At 64.2% G+C, this 13,822-nt stretch carries 12 protein-coding genes; 6 read left to right on the top strand and 6 right to left on the bottom strand.

The window, feature by feature from the left end:
* Positions 1-17: 17 nt before the first annotated feature.
* From JQ573_RS19945 to JQ573_RS19930, 4 genes are all read right to left on the bottom strand, one after another.
* Complete coding sequence (locus JQ573_RS19945) at positions 18-788, bottom strand: response regulator transcription factor (protein ID WP_249132025.1); 771 nt, start codon at positions 786-788, stop codon at positions 18-20.
* Between the two features lie 90 nt (positions 789-878).
* Positions 879-1,559: a response regulator transcription factor gene (locus tag JQ573_RS19940; protein ID WP_212316593.1), complete on the bottom strand. Its 681-nt coding sequence runs from the start codon at positions 1,557-1,559 to the stop codon at positions 879-881.
* A gap of 36 nt (positions 1,560-1,595) precedes the next feature.
* Entirely contained in the window at positions 1,596-2,798 is a 1,203-nt protein-coding gene (locus tag JQ573_RS19935; RefSeq protein WP_312011595.1) for a c-type cytochrome, read from the bottom strand.
* A 27-nt stretch (positions 2,799-2,825) separates the two neighbouring features.
* Positions 2,826-4,541 (bottom strand): PQQ-dependent dehydrogenase, methanol/ethanol family, encoded by a 1,716-nt coding sequence (locus JQ573_RS19930; RefSeq protein WP_249132024.1) that lies wholly within the window; start codon positions 4,539-4,541, stop codon positions 2,826-2,828.
* A 405-nt stretch (positions 4,542-4,946) separates the two neighbouring features.
* Between JQ573_RS19930 and JQ573_RS19925 the strand changes: the two genes are divergently transcribed.
* The 4 genes from JQ573_RS19925 to JQ573_RS19910 all read left to right on the top strand — a co-directional run bounded on the left by JQ573_RS19925 (position 4,947) and on the right by JQ573_RS19910 (position 10,039).
* Positions 4,947-5,432, top strand: a complete 486-nt coding sequence (locus tag JQ573_RS19925; protein ID WP_097675807.1) for a (2Fe-2S)-binding protein — start codon at positions 4,947-4,949, stop codon at positions 5,430-5,432.
* A gap of 91 nt (positions 5,433-5,523) precedes the next feature.
* Positions 5,524-7,863 (top strand): xanthine dehydrogenase family protein molybdopterin-binding subunit, encoded by a 2,340-nt coding sequence (locus tag JQ573_RS19920; RefSeq protein ID WP_212316591.1) that lies wholly within the window; start codon positions 5,524-5,526, stop codon positions 7,861-7,863.
* Between the two features lie 13 nt (positions 7,864-7,876).
* A complete protein-coding gene (locus JQ573_RS19915) occupies positions 7,877-8,677 on the top strand; it encodes a xanthine dehydrogenase family protein subunit M (protein WP_212316590.1) in 801 nt (266 codons plus the stop codon).
* 249 nt (positions 8,678-8,926) lie between these two features.
* Complete coding sequence (locus tag JQ573_RS19910) at positions 8,927-10,039, top strand: CaiB/BaiF CoA-transferase family protein (protein WP_212316589.1); 1,113 nt, start codon at positions 8,927-8,929, stop codon at positions 10,037-10,039.
* Positions 10,040-10,219: 180 nt separating this feature from the next.
* On the opposite strand, the gene hppD is transcribed toward JQ573_RS19910, so the two are convergent.
* Positions 10,220-11,338 carry a 4-hydroxyphenylpyruvate dioxygenase gene (hppD, locus tag JQ573_RS19905; RefSeq protein WP_212316587.1) on the bottom strand — a complete coding sequence of 373 codons (1,119 nt, stop codon included), beginning with the start codon at positions 11,336-11,338 and terminating at the stop codon, positions 10,220-10,222.
* Positions 11,339-11,461: 123 nt separating this feature from the next.
* Here hppD and JQ573_RS19900 point away from each other — a divergent pair, with 123 nt between their 5' ends.
* Positions 11,462-11,938: an Lrp/AsnC family transcriptional regulator gene (locus tag JQ573_RS19900; protein WP_212316585.1), complete on the top strand. Its 477-nt coding sequence runs from the start codon at positions 11,462-11,464 to the stop codon at positions 11,936-11,938.
* Between the two features lie 85 nt (positions 11,939-12,023).
* Positions 12,024-12,335: a DUF1272 domain-containing protein gene (locus JQ573_RS19895; protein WP_212316584.1), complete on the top strand. Its 312-nt coding sequence runs from the start codon at positions 12,024-12,026 to the stop codon at positions 12,333-12,335.
* 104 nt (positions 12,336-12,439) lie between these two features.
* Here the strand turns inward: JQ573_RS19895 and fahA are convergent, their stop codons facing one another.
* Positions 12,440-13,711 (bottom strand): fumarylacetoacetase, encoded by a 1,272-nt coding sequence (gene fahA / locus JQ573_RS19890; RefSeq protein ID WP_212316583.1) that lies wholly within the window; start codon positions 13,709-13,711, stop codon positions 12,440-12,442.
* Between the last annotated feature and the right edge of the window lie 111 nt (positions 13,712-13,822).

The following is a 13,822-nucleotide window of genomic DNA, read 5'->3' as shown; positions in this document are numbered from 1 at the left end:
TCCATCGGAACGGGGCTCTAGGCGCCGTGCGACGGCGGCGAGGCCGTCACCGGCGCATGGTCGTGCTTGCCGAAATCCAGTTTCGACAGCGCGATGATGGCCTCGGTCCGGCTGCGCACACCGAGCTTCCGCAGGATCTCGGAGACATGCACCTTGACGGTGGTGACCGAGATATCGAGCTGATAGGCGATGTGCTTGTTCTGCAGGCCGTGGCAGATCATGTCGAGCACGCGAAGCTGCTGCGCGGTGAACTGGCCGAGCTGCTGCACCAGTTGCTTGGTGTCCGCCTGGCCCTTCCGTGCGGCAGCCGAATCGCGAAAGCGCGTCGGCAGGCACACCTCGCCTTCGAGAATGCCGCGCAGCAGGCGCGCCAGCTCGAGCTTCGGCGTCGACTTCGGAATGAATCCGGAAATGCCGAGCGCGATCGCGCCGCCGATGATCCGGGAATCGTCATGCGCCGACACGATCACGAGCGCGCTGCGCGGCGCGGCGGCCCGCACCCGGTAGGCACCGAGCAGGCCCGTGGTTCCCGGCATCGACAGATCGAGCAGGATCAGATCGAGGCCGTCGCGCGCGGCGATCACGTCGAGCGCGCCATCGATCGAGGTCGCCTGCAGCACCTCGGCGTCGGGAAACTCTGCCCTGATCACACCGATCAGGGCAGCACGGAACAGCGGGTGGTCCTCGACGATCAGCAGTCGAGGCGCACCCGCTCGATCGACCGGCGGCTCGTCCGCCAGGGGCGCGGTCGTGGTCAATGCTGCGCCGTCCTCCCTCGGATCGCTCATGACAGCCATTGTGCGCAGGACATTATCTCAAAGCCGACCGGCAGCCTATAGGTAGCACCCCGGATGCCCTCGCCTTGCAGCGCAGCAAACCTAGGGCGCCTTCTCTGCCTTCGCACCCGAGCTGGCTTCGAGGACGGGAAGCGGAATCTTGCCGAGCTCGATGATCGCCTTGTTGCGGCTGAACAGCTTCAGCTTGCGCAGGATCTCGGTCACATGCGCCTTCACGGTGGATTCCGCGAGCTTGAGCTCAGTGGCAATTTCGCGGTTCTGCAGACCGCGGATGATCAGGTGAAGCACGCGGATCTGCTGCGGCGTCAGCTTCTGGATCCGCTCGCGCAGCGTCCGCGCCGTCTCGGACTGCTCCAGCGCGCCGACCGCGACGAAATCTCGCGGCGCCGAGACCGATCCGCTCAGCACGCGCGCGATCGCCTGCGACAGCTCGCCGAGCGAGGTCGATTTCGGCAGATAGCCGACCGCACCCATCTCCAGCGCCTCGCGGATCGTATGCTTGTCCTCTTCACTGGAAACGATGGCGATCGGCAGCCTGGGATAGCGATCTCTGATCTTCTGGAAGCCGGAGAAGCCGACCACGTCGGGCAGCAGCAGATCGAGCAGCGCGAGATCGATATTCGGTTCGCTGGCGAGGATGCCGAGGGCCCCCTTGATCGAGGTGGCCTCGTAGATCCGGGCATCGGGATGCGAGATGCGGATGGCGTTGCCAAGCGCCTCGCCAAACAGGGGGTGATCGTCGATGATCAGGAACCCCATCATGAGGACCCTCGCACTGCTATTCGCCAATGGCGGCGGCTAGTTCGACCCGCCGGTATCCTGCACACTCTGCAGATAGACATACACGTTTCTGAGCTCGTCGTCGCTGAAGACGTCCTTCCAGGACGGCATGCCCTTGGCTGGCCGCCCGTCATGGACCGTCTTCCAGAATGTCGATTCCATGTCGTCAGCATAGCGCTGCTTCAGCAGCCTGAGATCGATCTTTCGCTCGGCCTGCACCGCGTCCGGACCATGGCAATGGGCGCAGGTGCCGTTGAAGACCTCCCGCCCCGCGGTGGCGTCGCCTTTGGCATCTCCGGCGGTCGCGGCGGTCTGGACCGGTTTCTCGGCCGCAGCCGCCTGCCCGACCGTGACGGGTTCGCTGGCCCCAATGGACGACGTCGCCGCCGGGGTTGCCTGGCCGAACTTCACCGGCGCGCCGTTGGGCACGCCATACTTGGCAAACAGGGCGGAAATCTCCGGCTGCAGCGACGGCAGCACGCCGTCGACTTCATCGCGCAACGCGCCGGACGCCTTGGCGAAGCCGATCGCGGTCGGCCAGAGCAGGCCGTCACCCTCGGTCGACACGATCTGGTACTTGTCGCCGTAGCTGGTCTTGTTGAGCCAACCCGCCACCGGCGCCCAGATGAAGGCGATATCAACTTTGCCCTGTTCGAGGGCCGCCATGCCCTCCTCCGGGCTGAGCACGGTGACCTTCACGATGTCGTCACGCAGCGCCAGCAGATTCTGCGGCGTCGATTGATACTGCACCGCAACCCGCAATCCCTTGAGGTCGTCGATGCCGGCCAGTTTGCGATCCCTGGCGCCGACCATCGCGTAGCCTTCGTGGGCGATCGGCTTCGAGAAGATCACCGCCGGGCCCATGAAATCGTCGATCAGCGGCAGGCCGACCATGGCGTCGCACTGCTTGCTGAGCAGCGTCTCCCGCACGGTGCGCTTGCCGAAATAGGACTTGTACCAATTGGTGCTCACCGTACGGCCGAGCTTTTGCGCCACCGCCTGGCCGATCTCGAGATAGAGGCCGGGCTTGCCCGCGTCGTCGCTCGAGAACGGCAGGTTGGTCGGGTCGGCGCAGAGCCGCAGCGGCGGTTTTGTCTCGTCGGCGCCGGCCGCCAGGGCCGGCACCATCAGCAGGGCGGAGAGCAGCACGGTCCGGATTGCATGTTCCAACCGCGTGTTGCGCGAGGGGGTGCGCAGTTCGTTTCGGGCGATGCAGGACATGGACAATGCTGCCTCCTAGACGATCGTTTACTGCAGGGCGAACACGAACAGCGAGCCGCCTTCGGGCGCTGCGGCGACCATCTTCTTGCCGATATCGCCGAGGAAGGCCGGCAGCGCCGCGGTACGTCCGACCACGATCGCGACATACTGCTTGCCGTCGACCGAGTAGGTCACCGGACCGGCGCCGATGCCACTGCCGAGGTTCTTACTCCACAGCACCTTGCCGTTCTTGGCATCGATGGCGCGGAAGTCGCCGTGCAGATTGCCGGAGAACACCAAATTGCCGCCCGTCGTCAGCGTGCCGCCGTTGAAGGGCAGGTCTTCCTTGATGCTCCACACCTTCTTGTTGGCGATCGGATCCCAGGCCACGAGCTCGCCGAGGAAGCCGCCGGGGCCCGCCTTGGTCGGGAATTCGGCGCCGAGATAGAACACGCCGCGCTTGTAGTTCACGTCAGAGACCGACCAGTCCATGCAGACGTTGTTGCTCGGGATGTAGACGAGGCCGGTCTGCGGGTTGAACGACATCGGCTGCCAGTTCTTGCCGCCGATCAGGTTCGGGCAGATGTCCTTGGCGGGGTGGCCGGGGCCCGGGCGCTTGTCCGGATCCTCCTCCGCCCGCATCGTGTTGATGTCCCACTTCTTGGCCCAGTTGGCGAAGACATACTTCTCGGCCGAGATCATCTTGCCGGTCTCGCGGTTTGCCACGAAGAAGAAGCCGTTGCGATCCGCCTTCATCAGAACCGGCGTCTCGGTGCCCTTGATCTTGAGGTCGGTGAGCAACAGTTCGTTGACGCCGTCATAATCCCAGGCGTCGGCCGGCGTGCCCTGGATGTGCCACTTGATCTTGCCGGTGTTGGGATCGATCGCCAGCGTCGAGGCCGTGTAGAGGTTGGTCAGCTTGCCGAAATTGCCGTCGCCGGTGGAGCGCACGCCGGTATTCCACGGTCCCGGATTGCTGGTACCCCAATAGACCGTGTCGGACTTGGCGTCGTAGGAGCCGACCAGCCAGGCGGCGCCGCCGCCATGCAGCCCGGTGTCGCCCTTCCAGGTGTCGCTGCCGGGTTCGCCGGGCGCCGGCACCGTGTAGGTCTGCCAGAGCAGCTTGCCGTCATTGACCGAGAAGGCCTGCAACGAGCCGCGGACGCCATATTCGCCGCCACCGAAGCCGGTGATGACCTTGTCGCGGACGATGAGCGGCGGGGAGGTGATGACCGAGCCCTGCTTGTAGTCGACCACCTTCGAGGTCCAGAGCTCCTTGCCGGTCTCGGCGTCGAGCGCGGTCAGCTTGCCGTCGAGCCGGCCGACGAAGATCTTGCCGTCGGCGTAGGACACGCCGCGGCTGTTGACGTCGCAGCAGGCGTATTGAAGCACATCATCCGGAATATCGGGCTGCCAGGTCCATTTGCGCGCGCCGGTCGCGGCATCGATGGCATAGACGTATTTCGGACCCCACGACGTCGACACATACATCGTCTTGCCGATCACGACCGGCGACGACTCATTGGAGCGCAGCGAGGCCAGCGACAGCGAGTAGACCAGCTGCAGCTTGCCGGCGTTCTCGGAATTGATCTGCTTCAGGGGGCTGAAGCGTGTATTGCCGTAGTCGTGGCCGGCGATTGCCCATCCGTTCGGATCGGACGCCGCCTTCACCACGGAATCATTGGCTTTCGACGCGCCAATGCTTGCCATCACCATGGCGACCAGCGACACACCGGCAAAGAAAATCCCGCTCCTCAGCTTCATTGGCTTCCTCCAATATGGTTTCGTTGCCGCGATGGATGCATCGCGTGCGCGGATCGATACCCAATTTCATGAACCAGCGATCTTCTGTCGCTGCGTCGGCGATGAAAATGACAGCAACGCTATTGCGTCGTTATAGGCGGAAGGTAGTAGCAATCGCGGCGGCGATTTTGGCGCGCCGCAGGCAGCATTGATCCGCCCGAAAACCGCTTGCACTGCGGGGTGATTTCACCGCGCCGGAGCATGCTCCCGGCAGCTTGCAAATTGCTCATTGAACGGCTGCCTGCTAGGATTGCAGGCACTGCCCGGCGCCTTCATGACGGGGCCGCACCTACGACTTTGATCGCGGTTACGTCCCATATGAAGCGTGGTCTACTGGGCCTATAACGAAGCTATTGGGAGAAACGCGTGTCTACAGTCAAACTGACGGTAAACGGCAGGGCGGTTTCGGTCGACGTCGAGGACCGAACCCTCCTCGTGCATCTCTTGCGCGAAAACCTCAACCTCACCGGCACCCATGTCGGCTGCGATACCAGCCAGTGCGGCGCCTGCGTCGTCCATGTCGACGGACGGGCGGTCAAATCCTGCACCATGCTGGCCGGCCAGGCGGCCGGCTCCAACGTCACCACGATCGAAGGCCTCGCCAAGGGCGACGAGCTGCACCCGATGCAGGCGGCGTTCCGCGACAATCACGGCCTGCAGTGCGGCTATTGCACCCCCGGCATGATCATGTCCGCGGTCGATATCGTGCACCGCCATGGCGGCAAGCTCGACGAGGAAACGGTCCGCCACGAGCTCGAAGGCAACATCTGCCGCTGCACCGGCTACCACAACATCGTCAAGGCGGTGCTCGACGCAGCCGGCCGCATGAAGGTCGCGCAGGCCGCCGAATAGCCGGCCCACGCAGTACACACGAATCAAGCTCATCACCGCCGGTCTCGATGGAAACGGCGGCAAATCGAATCTCCGTCGGGAGGACTAGACTATGGGTGTTGAAGGAATTGGCGCACGCGTCGTGCGCAAGGAAGATCGCCGGTTCATTACCGGCCAGGGACGTTACGTCGACGACGTCAAAATGGTGGGCATGAGCTACGCTCACTTCATCCGCAGCCCGCACGCACATGCCAAGGTCAAGGGCATCAACTCCGCCGAGGCCATGAAGATGCCCGGCGTGATCGCGGTGCTGACCGGACAGCAGATCGTCGACGACAAGGTCGGCAATCTGATCTGCGGCTGGGCCATCACCTCGAAAGACGGCTCGCCTATGAAAATGGGCGCGTGGCCGGCGATGGCGCCGGAAACCGTGCGCTTTGTCGGACAGGCGGTCGCGGTCGTGATCGCCGAGACCAAGAACCAGGCCAAGGACGCGGCCGAAGCCGTCGTCGTCGACTACGAAGAGCTTCCCGCGGTTGCCGACGTCAGGGCCGCGATCAAGTCGGGCGCGCCGCAACTGCATCCCGAAGCCCCCGGCAACATCGTCTATGACTGGCACATCGGTGACGAAGCCGCGGTCGGCGACGCCTTCAGCAAGGCCGCCAATGTGGTGACGCTCGAGCTCACCAACAACCGCCTGGTGCCGAACGCGATGGAGCCGCGCGCGGCGATCGCACAATATGACCAGGCCGAAGAGCACTACACGCTCTACACGACCTCGCAGAATCCGCACGTCGCCCGCCTCGTGCTGTCGGCGTTCTACAACATCGCGCCCGAGCACAAGCTCCGCGTGATCGCACCCGATGTCGGCGGCGGCTTCGGCTCCAAGATCTACATCTATCCGGAAGAGATGGTGGCGCTGTGGGCGTCGAAGAAGGTCAATCGCCCGGTGAAGTGGACCGGCGACCGTTCGGAGGCCTTCCTGACCGACGCGCATGGCCGCGACCATGTCTCGAAGGCGGAGATGGCGTTCGACAAGGACAACAAGATCCTTGGCCTGCGGGTGAAGACCCACGCCAATTTCGGCGCCTATATGTCGCTGTTCTCCTCGGCGGTGCCGACATATCTCTACGCGACCCTGCTGTCGGGCCAGTATGTGATCCCGGCGATCTACGCCGAGGTGATCGGCGTCTACACCAACACCACACCGGTCGACGCCTATCGAGGCGCCGGCCGTCCCGAGGCGAGCTATCTGCTCGAGCGGATGATGGAGACCGCGGCGCGGCAATTGAAAGTCGATCCGACCGAGCTGCGCAAAAAGAACTTCATCAACGCGTTCCCGTATCAGACGCCTGTGATCATGGCGTATGATGTCGGCGACTTCCACGCCTCGATCGATGCGGCGATGAAGGCGATCGACTATGCCGGCTTCCCGGCCCGCAAGGCCAAGGCGAAAGCCAGTGGCAAGCTGCGCGGCATCGGCGTCTCCTGCTACATCGAGGCCTGCGGCATCGCGCCGTCGAAGGCCGTCGGCAGTCTCGGGGCCGGCGTCGGTCTGTGGGAATCGGCGGAGATCCGCGTCAATCCGGTCGGCACCATCGAGGTGCTCACCGGCTCGCACAGCCACGGCCAGGGCCACGAGACGACATTCTGCCAGATCATCGCGGAGCGGCTCGGCGTGCCGATCAGCCAGGTCTCAATCGTCCATGGCGACACCGACAAGGTGCAGTTCGGCATGGGCACTTACGGCTCGCGCTCGATCGCGGTCGGCGGTGCGGCGATCGTGAAGGCGATGGAGAAGGTGGAAGCCAAGGCCAAGAAGATCGCGGCGCATGCGCTCGAAGCGTCCGAGAGCGACATCGTGATCGAGAACGGCGAGTTCAAGGTCACCGGCACCGACAAGGCGATCGCGCTGCCGATGGTCGCGCTCGCAGCCTACACCGCGCACAACCTGCCCGACGGCATGGAGCCCGGCCTGAAGGAGACGGCGTTCTACGACCCGACCAACTTCACCTTCCCGGCCGGCGCCTATATCTGCGAGCTCGAGGTCGATCCCGGCACCGGCAAGACCACCTTCGTCGACTTCGTCGCAGCCGACGATTTCGGCCGGCTGATCAACCCGATGATTGTCGAGGGCCAGGTCCATGGCGGCCTTGCGCAGGGCATCGGCCAGGCGCTGCTCGAGGGCGCGGTCTATGACGATACCGGTCAGCTCGTGACCGCGTCGTTCATGGACTACACCATGCCGCGCGCCGACGACCTGCCGTCGTTCCAGCTCTCCCACACCACGACGCTGTGTCCGGGCAACCCGCTCGGCGTCAAGGGCTGCGGCGAAGCCGGCGCGATCGGTGCTTCCGCTGCCGTGATCAACGCGATCACGGACGCCATCGGCAACAACAAGCTGGAAATGCCGGCGACGCCCGATCGCGTCTGGCACGCCATTCACGGCTGAGGGAGGAAGAGCCATGTACGAGACAAATTATCACCGTGCTTCCTCGATCGACGATGCCGTGGCGCAATTCGGCAAGGGCAAGGAGTCCAAGTTCCTGTCCGGCGGACAGACCTTGCTCCCCGTGATGAAGCAGCGCCTTGCGGCGCCATCCGATGTGATCGACGTCGCCAAGATCAAGGACATGATCGGCATCGACGTGTCCGGCGACACCGTCACCATCAAGGCCGCGACCACGCATTATGACGTGGCGCAAAGCGACGCCGTGCAGAAGGCGATCCCGGCGCTTGCCAATCTGGCGTCGATGATCGGCGATCCCGCCGTGCGCTATCGCGGCACGATCGGCGGCTCGCTCGCCAACAACGATCCGGCGGCGGACTATCCGGCGGCGGTGCTGGCACTCGGCGCGACGATCAAGACCAACAAGCGGTCGATCGCGGCGGATGATTTCTTCAAGGGCCTGTTCACGACGGCACTAGAGGATGGTGAGATCATCACGCAGGTCGCGTTCCCGATCCCGGCCAAGGCGGGTTATGCCAAGTTTCCGAACCCGGCCTCGCGCTTCGCCCTGACTGGCGTGTTCGTCGCCAAGACCAAGTCGGGTGACGTCCGCGTCACCGCGACCGGTGCATCGCAAAGCGGCGTCATGCGGGTGGGGCCGATCGAGCAGGCGCTGAAGGCGAATTGGGCAGCTTCGGCGCTCGACAGCGTCACGATCCCGGCGAGCGGCCTGCTCGCCGATATCCACGGCTCGGCGGATTACCGCGCGAACCTGGTGAAGGTGATGGGACAGCGGGCGGTGACTGCCGCCGGCTGATAGCGCCTAAACACAAGTCGAGCGGCGGCGCGCAGCGATGCGCGCCGTTCGCGTTTTACCGGCGCCTCGTTTTACCGGCGCTTCGGGGCAAAAGACGCTTGCCTCATCGCGCGTTCGGCGAGACAATTTAGCTAATCAGCTAATTAAAAATACCGTCCCACGGACGGCTGGGGGAACGCATGACATTCGGCACCAAGCCAGCCGTAAGCACCTCAGCCGCTTAACGCCCCACAACGAACGGATAACAACGTGCTCGATAAACCCGCCTCCCAAACCGCCGCTCGCACCTCGGGCCCGCTCGCCGGCTTCCGCATCGTCGAATTCGCCGGCATCGGCCCCGGCCCGTTCGCCTGCATGCTGCTCGCCGACATGGGCGCCGAGGTCATCACCCTCGATCGGGTCGGCGCCGGCAAGAATTTGAAGGCGGTGGCAACCCGCGGCCGCAAGGTCATCGAGCTCGACCTCAAGAACAAGGCGGCGATCGCTGAAGTGCTCGACCTGCTCAGCCATGCCGATGCGCTGATCGAAGGCTTTCGCCCCGGCGTGATGGAGCGCCTCGGTCTCGGCCCGGACGTCGTGCTCGCGCGCAATCCGAAGCTGGTCTTCGGCCGCATGACCGGCTGGGGCCAGGAAGGCCCGCTGGCGAACGCCGCCGGCCACGACATCAACTACATCTCGATCACCGGTGCACTGGCTGCGATCGGCACCAAGGAGAAGCCGGTGCCGCCGCTCAACCTGGTCGGCGATTTCGGCGGCGGTGCGCTCTATCTCGTGGTCGGCGTGCTCGCCGCGCTGCTGGAAGCGCAGAAGTCCGGCAAGGGCCAGGTGGTCGACACCGCGATGTGCGACGGCGCGGCCTCGCTGATGTCGATGTTCTACGACATGCACGCACAGGGCCGCTGGAGCGGCGGCCGCGACCAGAACTTCTTGGACGGCGGCGCGCATTTCTACGGCGTCTACGAATGTTCCTGCGGCAACTTCATCTCGATCGGCTCGATCGAACCGCAGTTCTACGCGCTGCTGCGCAAGCATGCCGACCTGACCGACGCCGACTTCGACGCCCAGATGGACCGCAAGGCCTGGCCGGCGCTGAAGGAGAAGCTGACCAAGGTGTTCAAGAGCAAGTCGCGCGCGGACTGGTGCACAATCATGGAAGGCACCGACATCTGCTTCGCGCCGATCCTGACCATGGAAGAGGCACCGAAGCATCCGCACATGGCGGCGCGTCAGGTGTTCGTCGAGCGCCACGGCGTCACCCAGCCCGCCCCCGCGCCGCGCTTCTCGCGCACGCCGTCGGCGATCCGCGAGCCGGAGCTGGCAAGCATTGGCGACGTGACCAGCGCGTGGAAGGCGGGGAAATAAACCTCCCTGTCGTCCCGGGCAAGCGCAGCGCGACCCGGGACCCATAACCACGAATGGCAGTTATCAGGCGTCGTTGGAGCCGCGGCGCCCTCAACAATCCAATCCTGTGGTTATGGGTCCCTGCTTTCGCAGGGACGACACCTGTTGGCTGTGCGCTAACGTCGCACTCCTACGACGTCTTCACGCGGCGTAATCGACCTTGAGCACGCCGCGGCGGATCTGGTCTTCCTCGATCGATTCGAACAGCGCCTTGAAGTTGCCTTCACCAAAACCGTCGTCGCCCTTGCGCTGGATGAACTCGAAGAAGATCGGCCCGATCGCGTTCGCCGAGAAGATCTGCAGCAGCACCTTGGTCTGGCCGCCGTCGACCACGCCCTCGCCGTCGATCAGGATGCCGTTGGTCTTGAGCCGCGCGACGTCCTCGCCATGCTGCGGCAGGCGGGCATCGATCCGCTCGAAATAGGTCTCGGGCGGCGACGGCATGAACGGCAGGCCGTCCGCGCGCAACGTCTCGACCGTCGCATAGATATCGCGCGCGCCGCAGGCGATGTGCTGGATGCCCTCGCCGTGATAGATGTTGAGATATTCCTCGATCTGCCCGGAATCGCCGGCGTCCTCGTTGATCGGAATCCGGATCTTGCCGTCCGGGCTGGTCAGCGCGCGCGAGAACAGGCCGGATGCGCGGCCCTCGATGTCGAAGAAGCGGATCTGGCGGAAGTTGAACAGCTTGGCATAGAAGCCGGTCCAGACATCCATGCGGCCGCGATGGACGTTGTGGGTGAGGTGATCGATGTAATAAAGGCCCGAGCCTGCGGGACGCGGATTCTCCGCCCCTAACCACTCGAACTCGGCATCATAGGCCGAACCCTTGGCGCCGTAGCGGTCGACGAAATACAGCAGGCTGCCACCGATGCCCTTGATCGCGGGCACATCGAGCGTCTTCTCGGCGGACGGCACATCTGCCGGCTCGGCGCCGAGCGCGATCGCGCGCTCATAGGCCTGCTTCGCATCGACGACACGGAACGCCATCGACGGCGCGCAGGGACCGTGCGCGGCGACGAAATTGAAGCCGTGGGTGCCGGGCTCCTCATTGACGAGATAGTTGATGTCGCCCTGGCGATAGACCGTGATCTTCTTGGTCTTGTGGCGGGCGACCGCGACAAAGCCCATCAGCTTGAACAATGCGTGGAGCTCGCCGGGGTTGGGGTGGGCATATTCGACGAACTCGAAGCCGTCGGTGCCCATCGGGTTCTCAGTGCTGATTTCGGCCGGCGGCGCATCGTGCGGAAACGGACCCATGACGGAAACTCCCTGATTTGTCTGGAGATCAGTTTCCGTCACCTGCTGCGCAACGTGCGTGCAAAATAGCCCCTGATTTGCTAGAATCGCGCACGATCCGTGCATGATATGGACATTTTACGCATGCCTGACGTCGATGCCTTCGACCTCAAAATGCTCGCCGCGTTGCAGGACGACGGCCGGCTGACCAACCAGCAGCTCGCCGACCTGGTCGGCCTCTCCGCCTCGCAATGCTCGCGGCGGCGGATGCGGCTGGAGGAGGAGAAGGTGATTTCCGGCTACCACGCCGATCTCGCTGGCGAGGCGCTCGGCTTCGGCCTGATCGCCTTCATCCACATCACGCTCGCGACCCATTCGCCCGACAACGCCAAGCGGTTTCGCGAGCTGGTCAACCGCGTCGATGACATCCAGGAAGCCTATGCGCTGACCGGCGATGCCGATTACGTGCTGAAGGTGATGCTGCGCGACCTCAAGAGCCTGTCCGACATCGTCAACAACGTGCTGATGCCGCACCAGAGCGTGGCGCATGTGCGCTCATCGATCGTGCTCGACCGCCTGAAGGAGAGCACCAAGCTGCCGCTGAAATCGTTGCCGACCTGACTGGCGCAAATCGAGGGAAATCCGTCATTCGCTTTCCCCGCCCGATTTGCGATCATTCCTCCAACATTCCGCAAGAGAGACGACCATGGCGCTGCAGCTGCGACCGAACTGCGAATATTGCGACAAGGACCTGCCACCGAGCGCGCTGGACGCGCGGATCTGCTCATACGAATGCACGTTCTGCGCGGACTGCGCCGAGACCAAGCTCGGCAATGTCTGCCCGAACTGCGGCGGCGGCTTTGCACCGCGGCCGATCCGCCCGGCCAAGCCGTGGCGGGCGGGTGTCTGCACCGTGAACCAGCCGCCGTCGGACAAGCGGGTGCATCTGAAATACAGCCTCGAGGACTGCGCGGCCAATACGGCGCGGCTGAGGGATGTCAGGCCGGAGGAGCGGTGAGTTTCCTCTCGTCATTGCGAGCGAAGCGAAGCAATCCACCCTCTCCGTGCGGGGATAGGTGGATTGCTTCGTCGCTTCGCTCCTCGCAATGACGGAGAAACAACTTACTCCGCCGCGACGATCGTGCCTTCGACCTCGCCAAAGCCGACACGATAGCCGTCGCCCTGGCACCAGCCGCGCATGACAAGCGAGTCGCCATTTTCGAGGAACGAGCGCGTCACGCCGCTGCCAAGCTCGACCGGCTCGGTGCCGTTCCAGCTAATTTCCAGGAGGCTGCCGCGCTGATCCTTTTCAGGACCGGAGATCGTGCCGCTGCCTAAGAGATCGCCGACATTCATCGCGCAGCCGCTGGAGGCGTGGTGGACCAGCTGCTGCACCGACGACCAGTACATGTATTTGAAGTTGGTGCTGCAGATCGTCTTCGCTTCGTTCATCGCACCGGCGCGCAGCGCGACGTCGAGCTGCAAGTCGTAATTGTTCGGCTGCGCCTGCTTGAGATAAGCCAGCGGCTCCGGCTGCTGCGCCGGGCCCTGCATGCGGAACGGCTCCAGCGCCTCGCGCGTCACCACCCACGGGCTGATCGAGGTCGCGAACGCCTTGGCCTGGAACGGCCCGAGCGGCACATATTCCCACTGCTGGATATCGCGCGCGCTCCAGTCGTTGAGGATGACGAAGCCGAAGATCATCTCCTCGGCCTGCTTCTCGGTGATCATCTCGCCCATCGCTGACGCCTGGCCAACCACGACGCCCATCTCGAGCTCGAAGTCGAGCCGCTTGCAGGCGCCGAAGCTCGGCACGTCAGCGGTCGGCGGCTTCAGCTGGCCGCGCGGCCGCCGCACCTTGGTGCCACTCACCACCACCGTCGAGGCGCGGCCGTTGTAGCCGATCGGCATGTACAGCCAGTTCGGCTGCAACGCATTGTCCTTGCCGCGGAACATGACGCCGACATTGGTGGCGTGCTCCTTCGACGAATAGAAATCGGTATAGCCCGAGACGGCAAACGGCATGTGCAGCCGGACGTCCGCCATCGGCACCAGCGTCCGCGCCCGCAACTCCCTGTTGTCGCGCAACTCCGGATGATCGGCGCGCAGCAGTTCGCTGATCCGCGCCCGCGTCGCCGACCACACCTTCGGCCCGAGCGCCATGAAGGCGTTGAGTGACGGCTGCGAGAACGCGCCGAGCGGCCCGACATCGAGCCGCGAGTCCTGCTCGAGCTCCCAGAGGTCAAGCACGTAGTCGCCGATCGCAACGCCGACGCGCGGCGCAAGGCCATCCTTCGACGAGAACACGCCATAGGGCAGGTTCTGGATCGGAAAGTCCGAGGTGGGAGCGACGTCGACGAAGGAGCGGAGTTTTGGGTCGTTGGGGTGGGGCATGGCTTCCTGCCGATTTTGCTACGATCTATCGGTCGTCATTCCGGGATGGCCCGAAGGGCCAGGCCCGGAATCCATACTCATTATCGTGGTTATGGATTCCGGGCTCGCGCT

It is taken from the genome of Bradyrhizobium sp. AUGA SZCCT0105 (assembly GCF_018129565.1).
In the GTDB taxonomy this organism is placed as follows: Bacteria; Pseudomonadota; Alphaproteobacteria; order Rhizobiales; family Xanthobacteraceae; genus Bradyrhizobium.
This window is presented reverse-complemented; position numbering and strand designations above follow the sequence as displayed.

Coding starts and splice junctions, on each gene's coding strand:
- JQ573_RS19945 (WP_249132025.1), bottom strand. CDS start 788: ATGAGCGATCCGAGGGAGGACGGCGCAGCATTGACCACGACCGCGCCC.
- JQ573_RS19940 (WP_212316593.1), bottom strand. CDS start 1,559: ATGATGGGGTTCCTGATCATCGACGATCACCCCCTGTTTGGCGAGGCG.
- JQ573_RS19935 (WP_312011595.1), bottom strand. CDS start 2,798: ATGTCCTGCATCGCCCGAAACGAACTGCGCACCCCCTCGCGCAACACG.
- JQ573_RS19930 (WP_249132024.1), bottom strand. CDS start 4,541: ATGAAGCTGAGGAGCGGGATTTTCTTTGCCGGTGTGTCGCTGGTCGCC.
- JQ573_RS19920 (WP_212316591.1), top strand. CDS start 5,524: ATGGGTGTTGAAGGAATTGGCGCACGCGTCGTGCGCAAGGAAGATCGC.
- JQ573_RS19915 (WP_212316590.1), top strand. CDS start 7,877: ATGTACGAGACAAATTATCACCGTGCTTCCTCGATCGACGATGCCGTG.
- hppD (WP_212316587.1), bottom strand. CDS start 11,338: ATGGGTCCGTTTCCGCACGATGCGCCGCCGGCCGAAATCAGCACTGAG.
- JQ573_RS19900 (WP_212316585.1), top strand. CDS start 11,462: ATGCCTGACGTCGATGCCTTCGACCTCAAAATGCTCGCCGCGTTGCAG.
- JQ573_RS19895 (WP_212316584.1), top strand. CDS start 12,024: ATGGCGCTGCAGCTGCGACCGAACTGCGAATATTGCGACAAGGACCTG.
- fahA (WP_212316583.1), bottom strand. CDS start 13,711: ATGCCCCACCCCAACGACCCAAAACTCCGCTCCTTCGTCGACGTCGCT.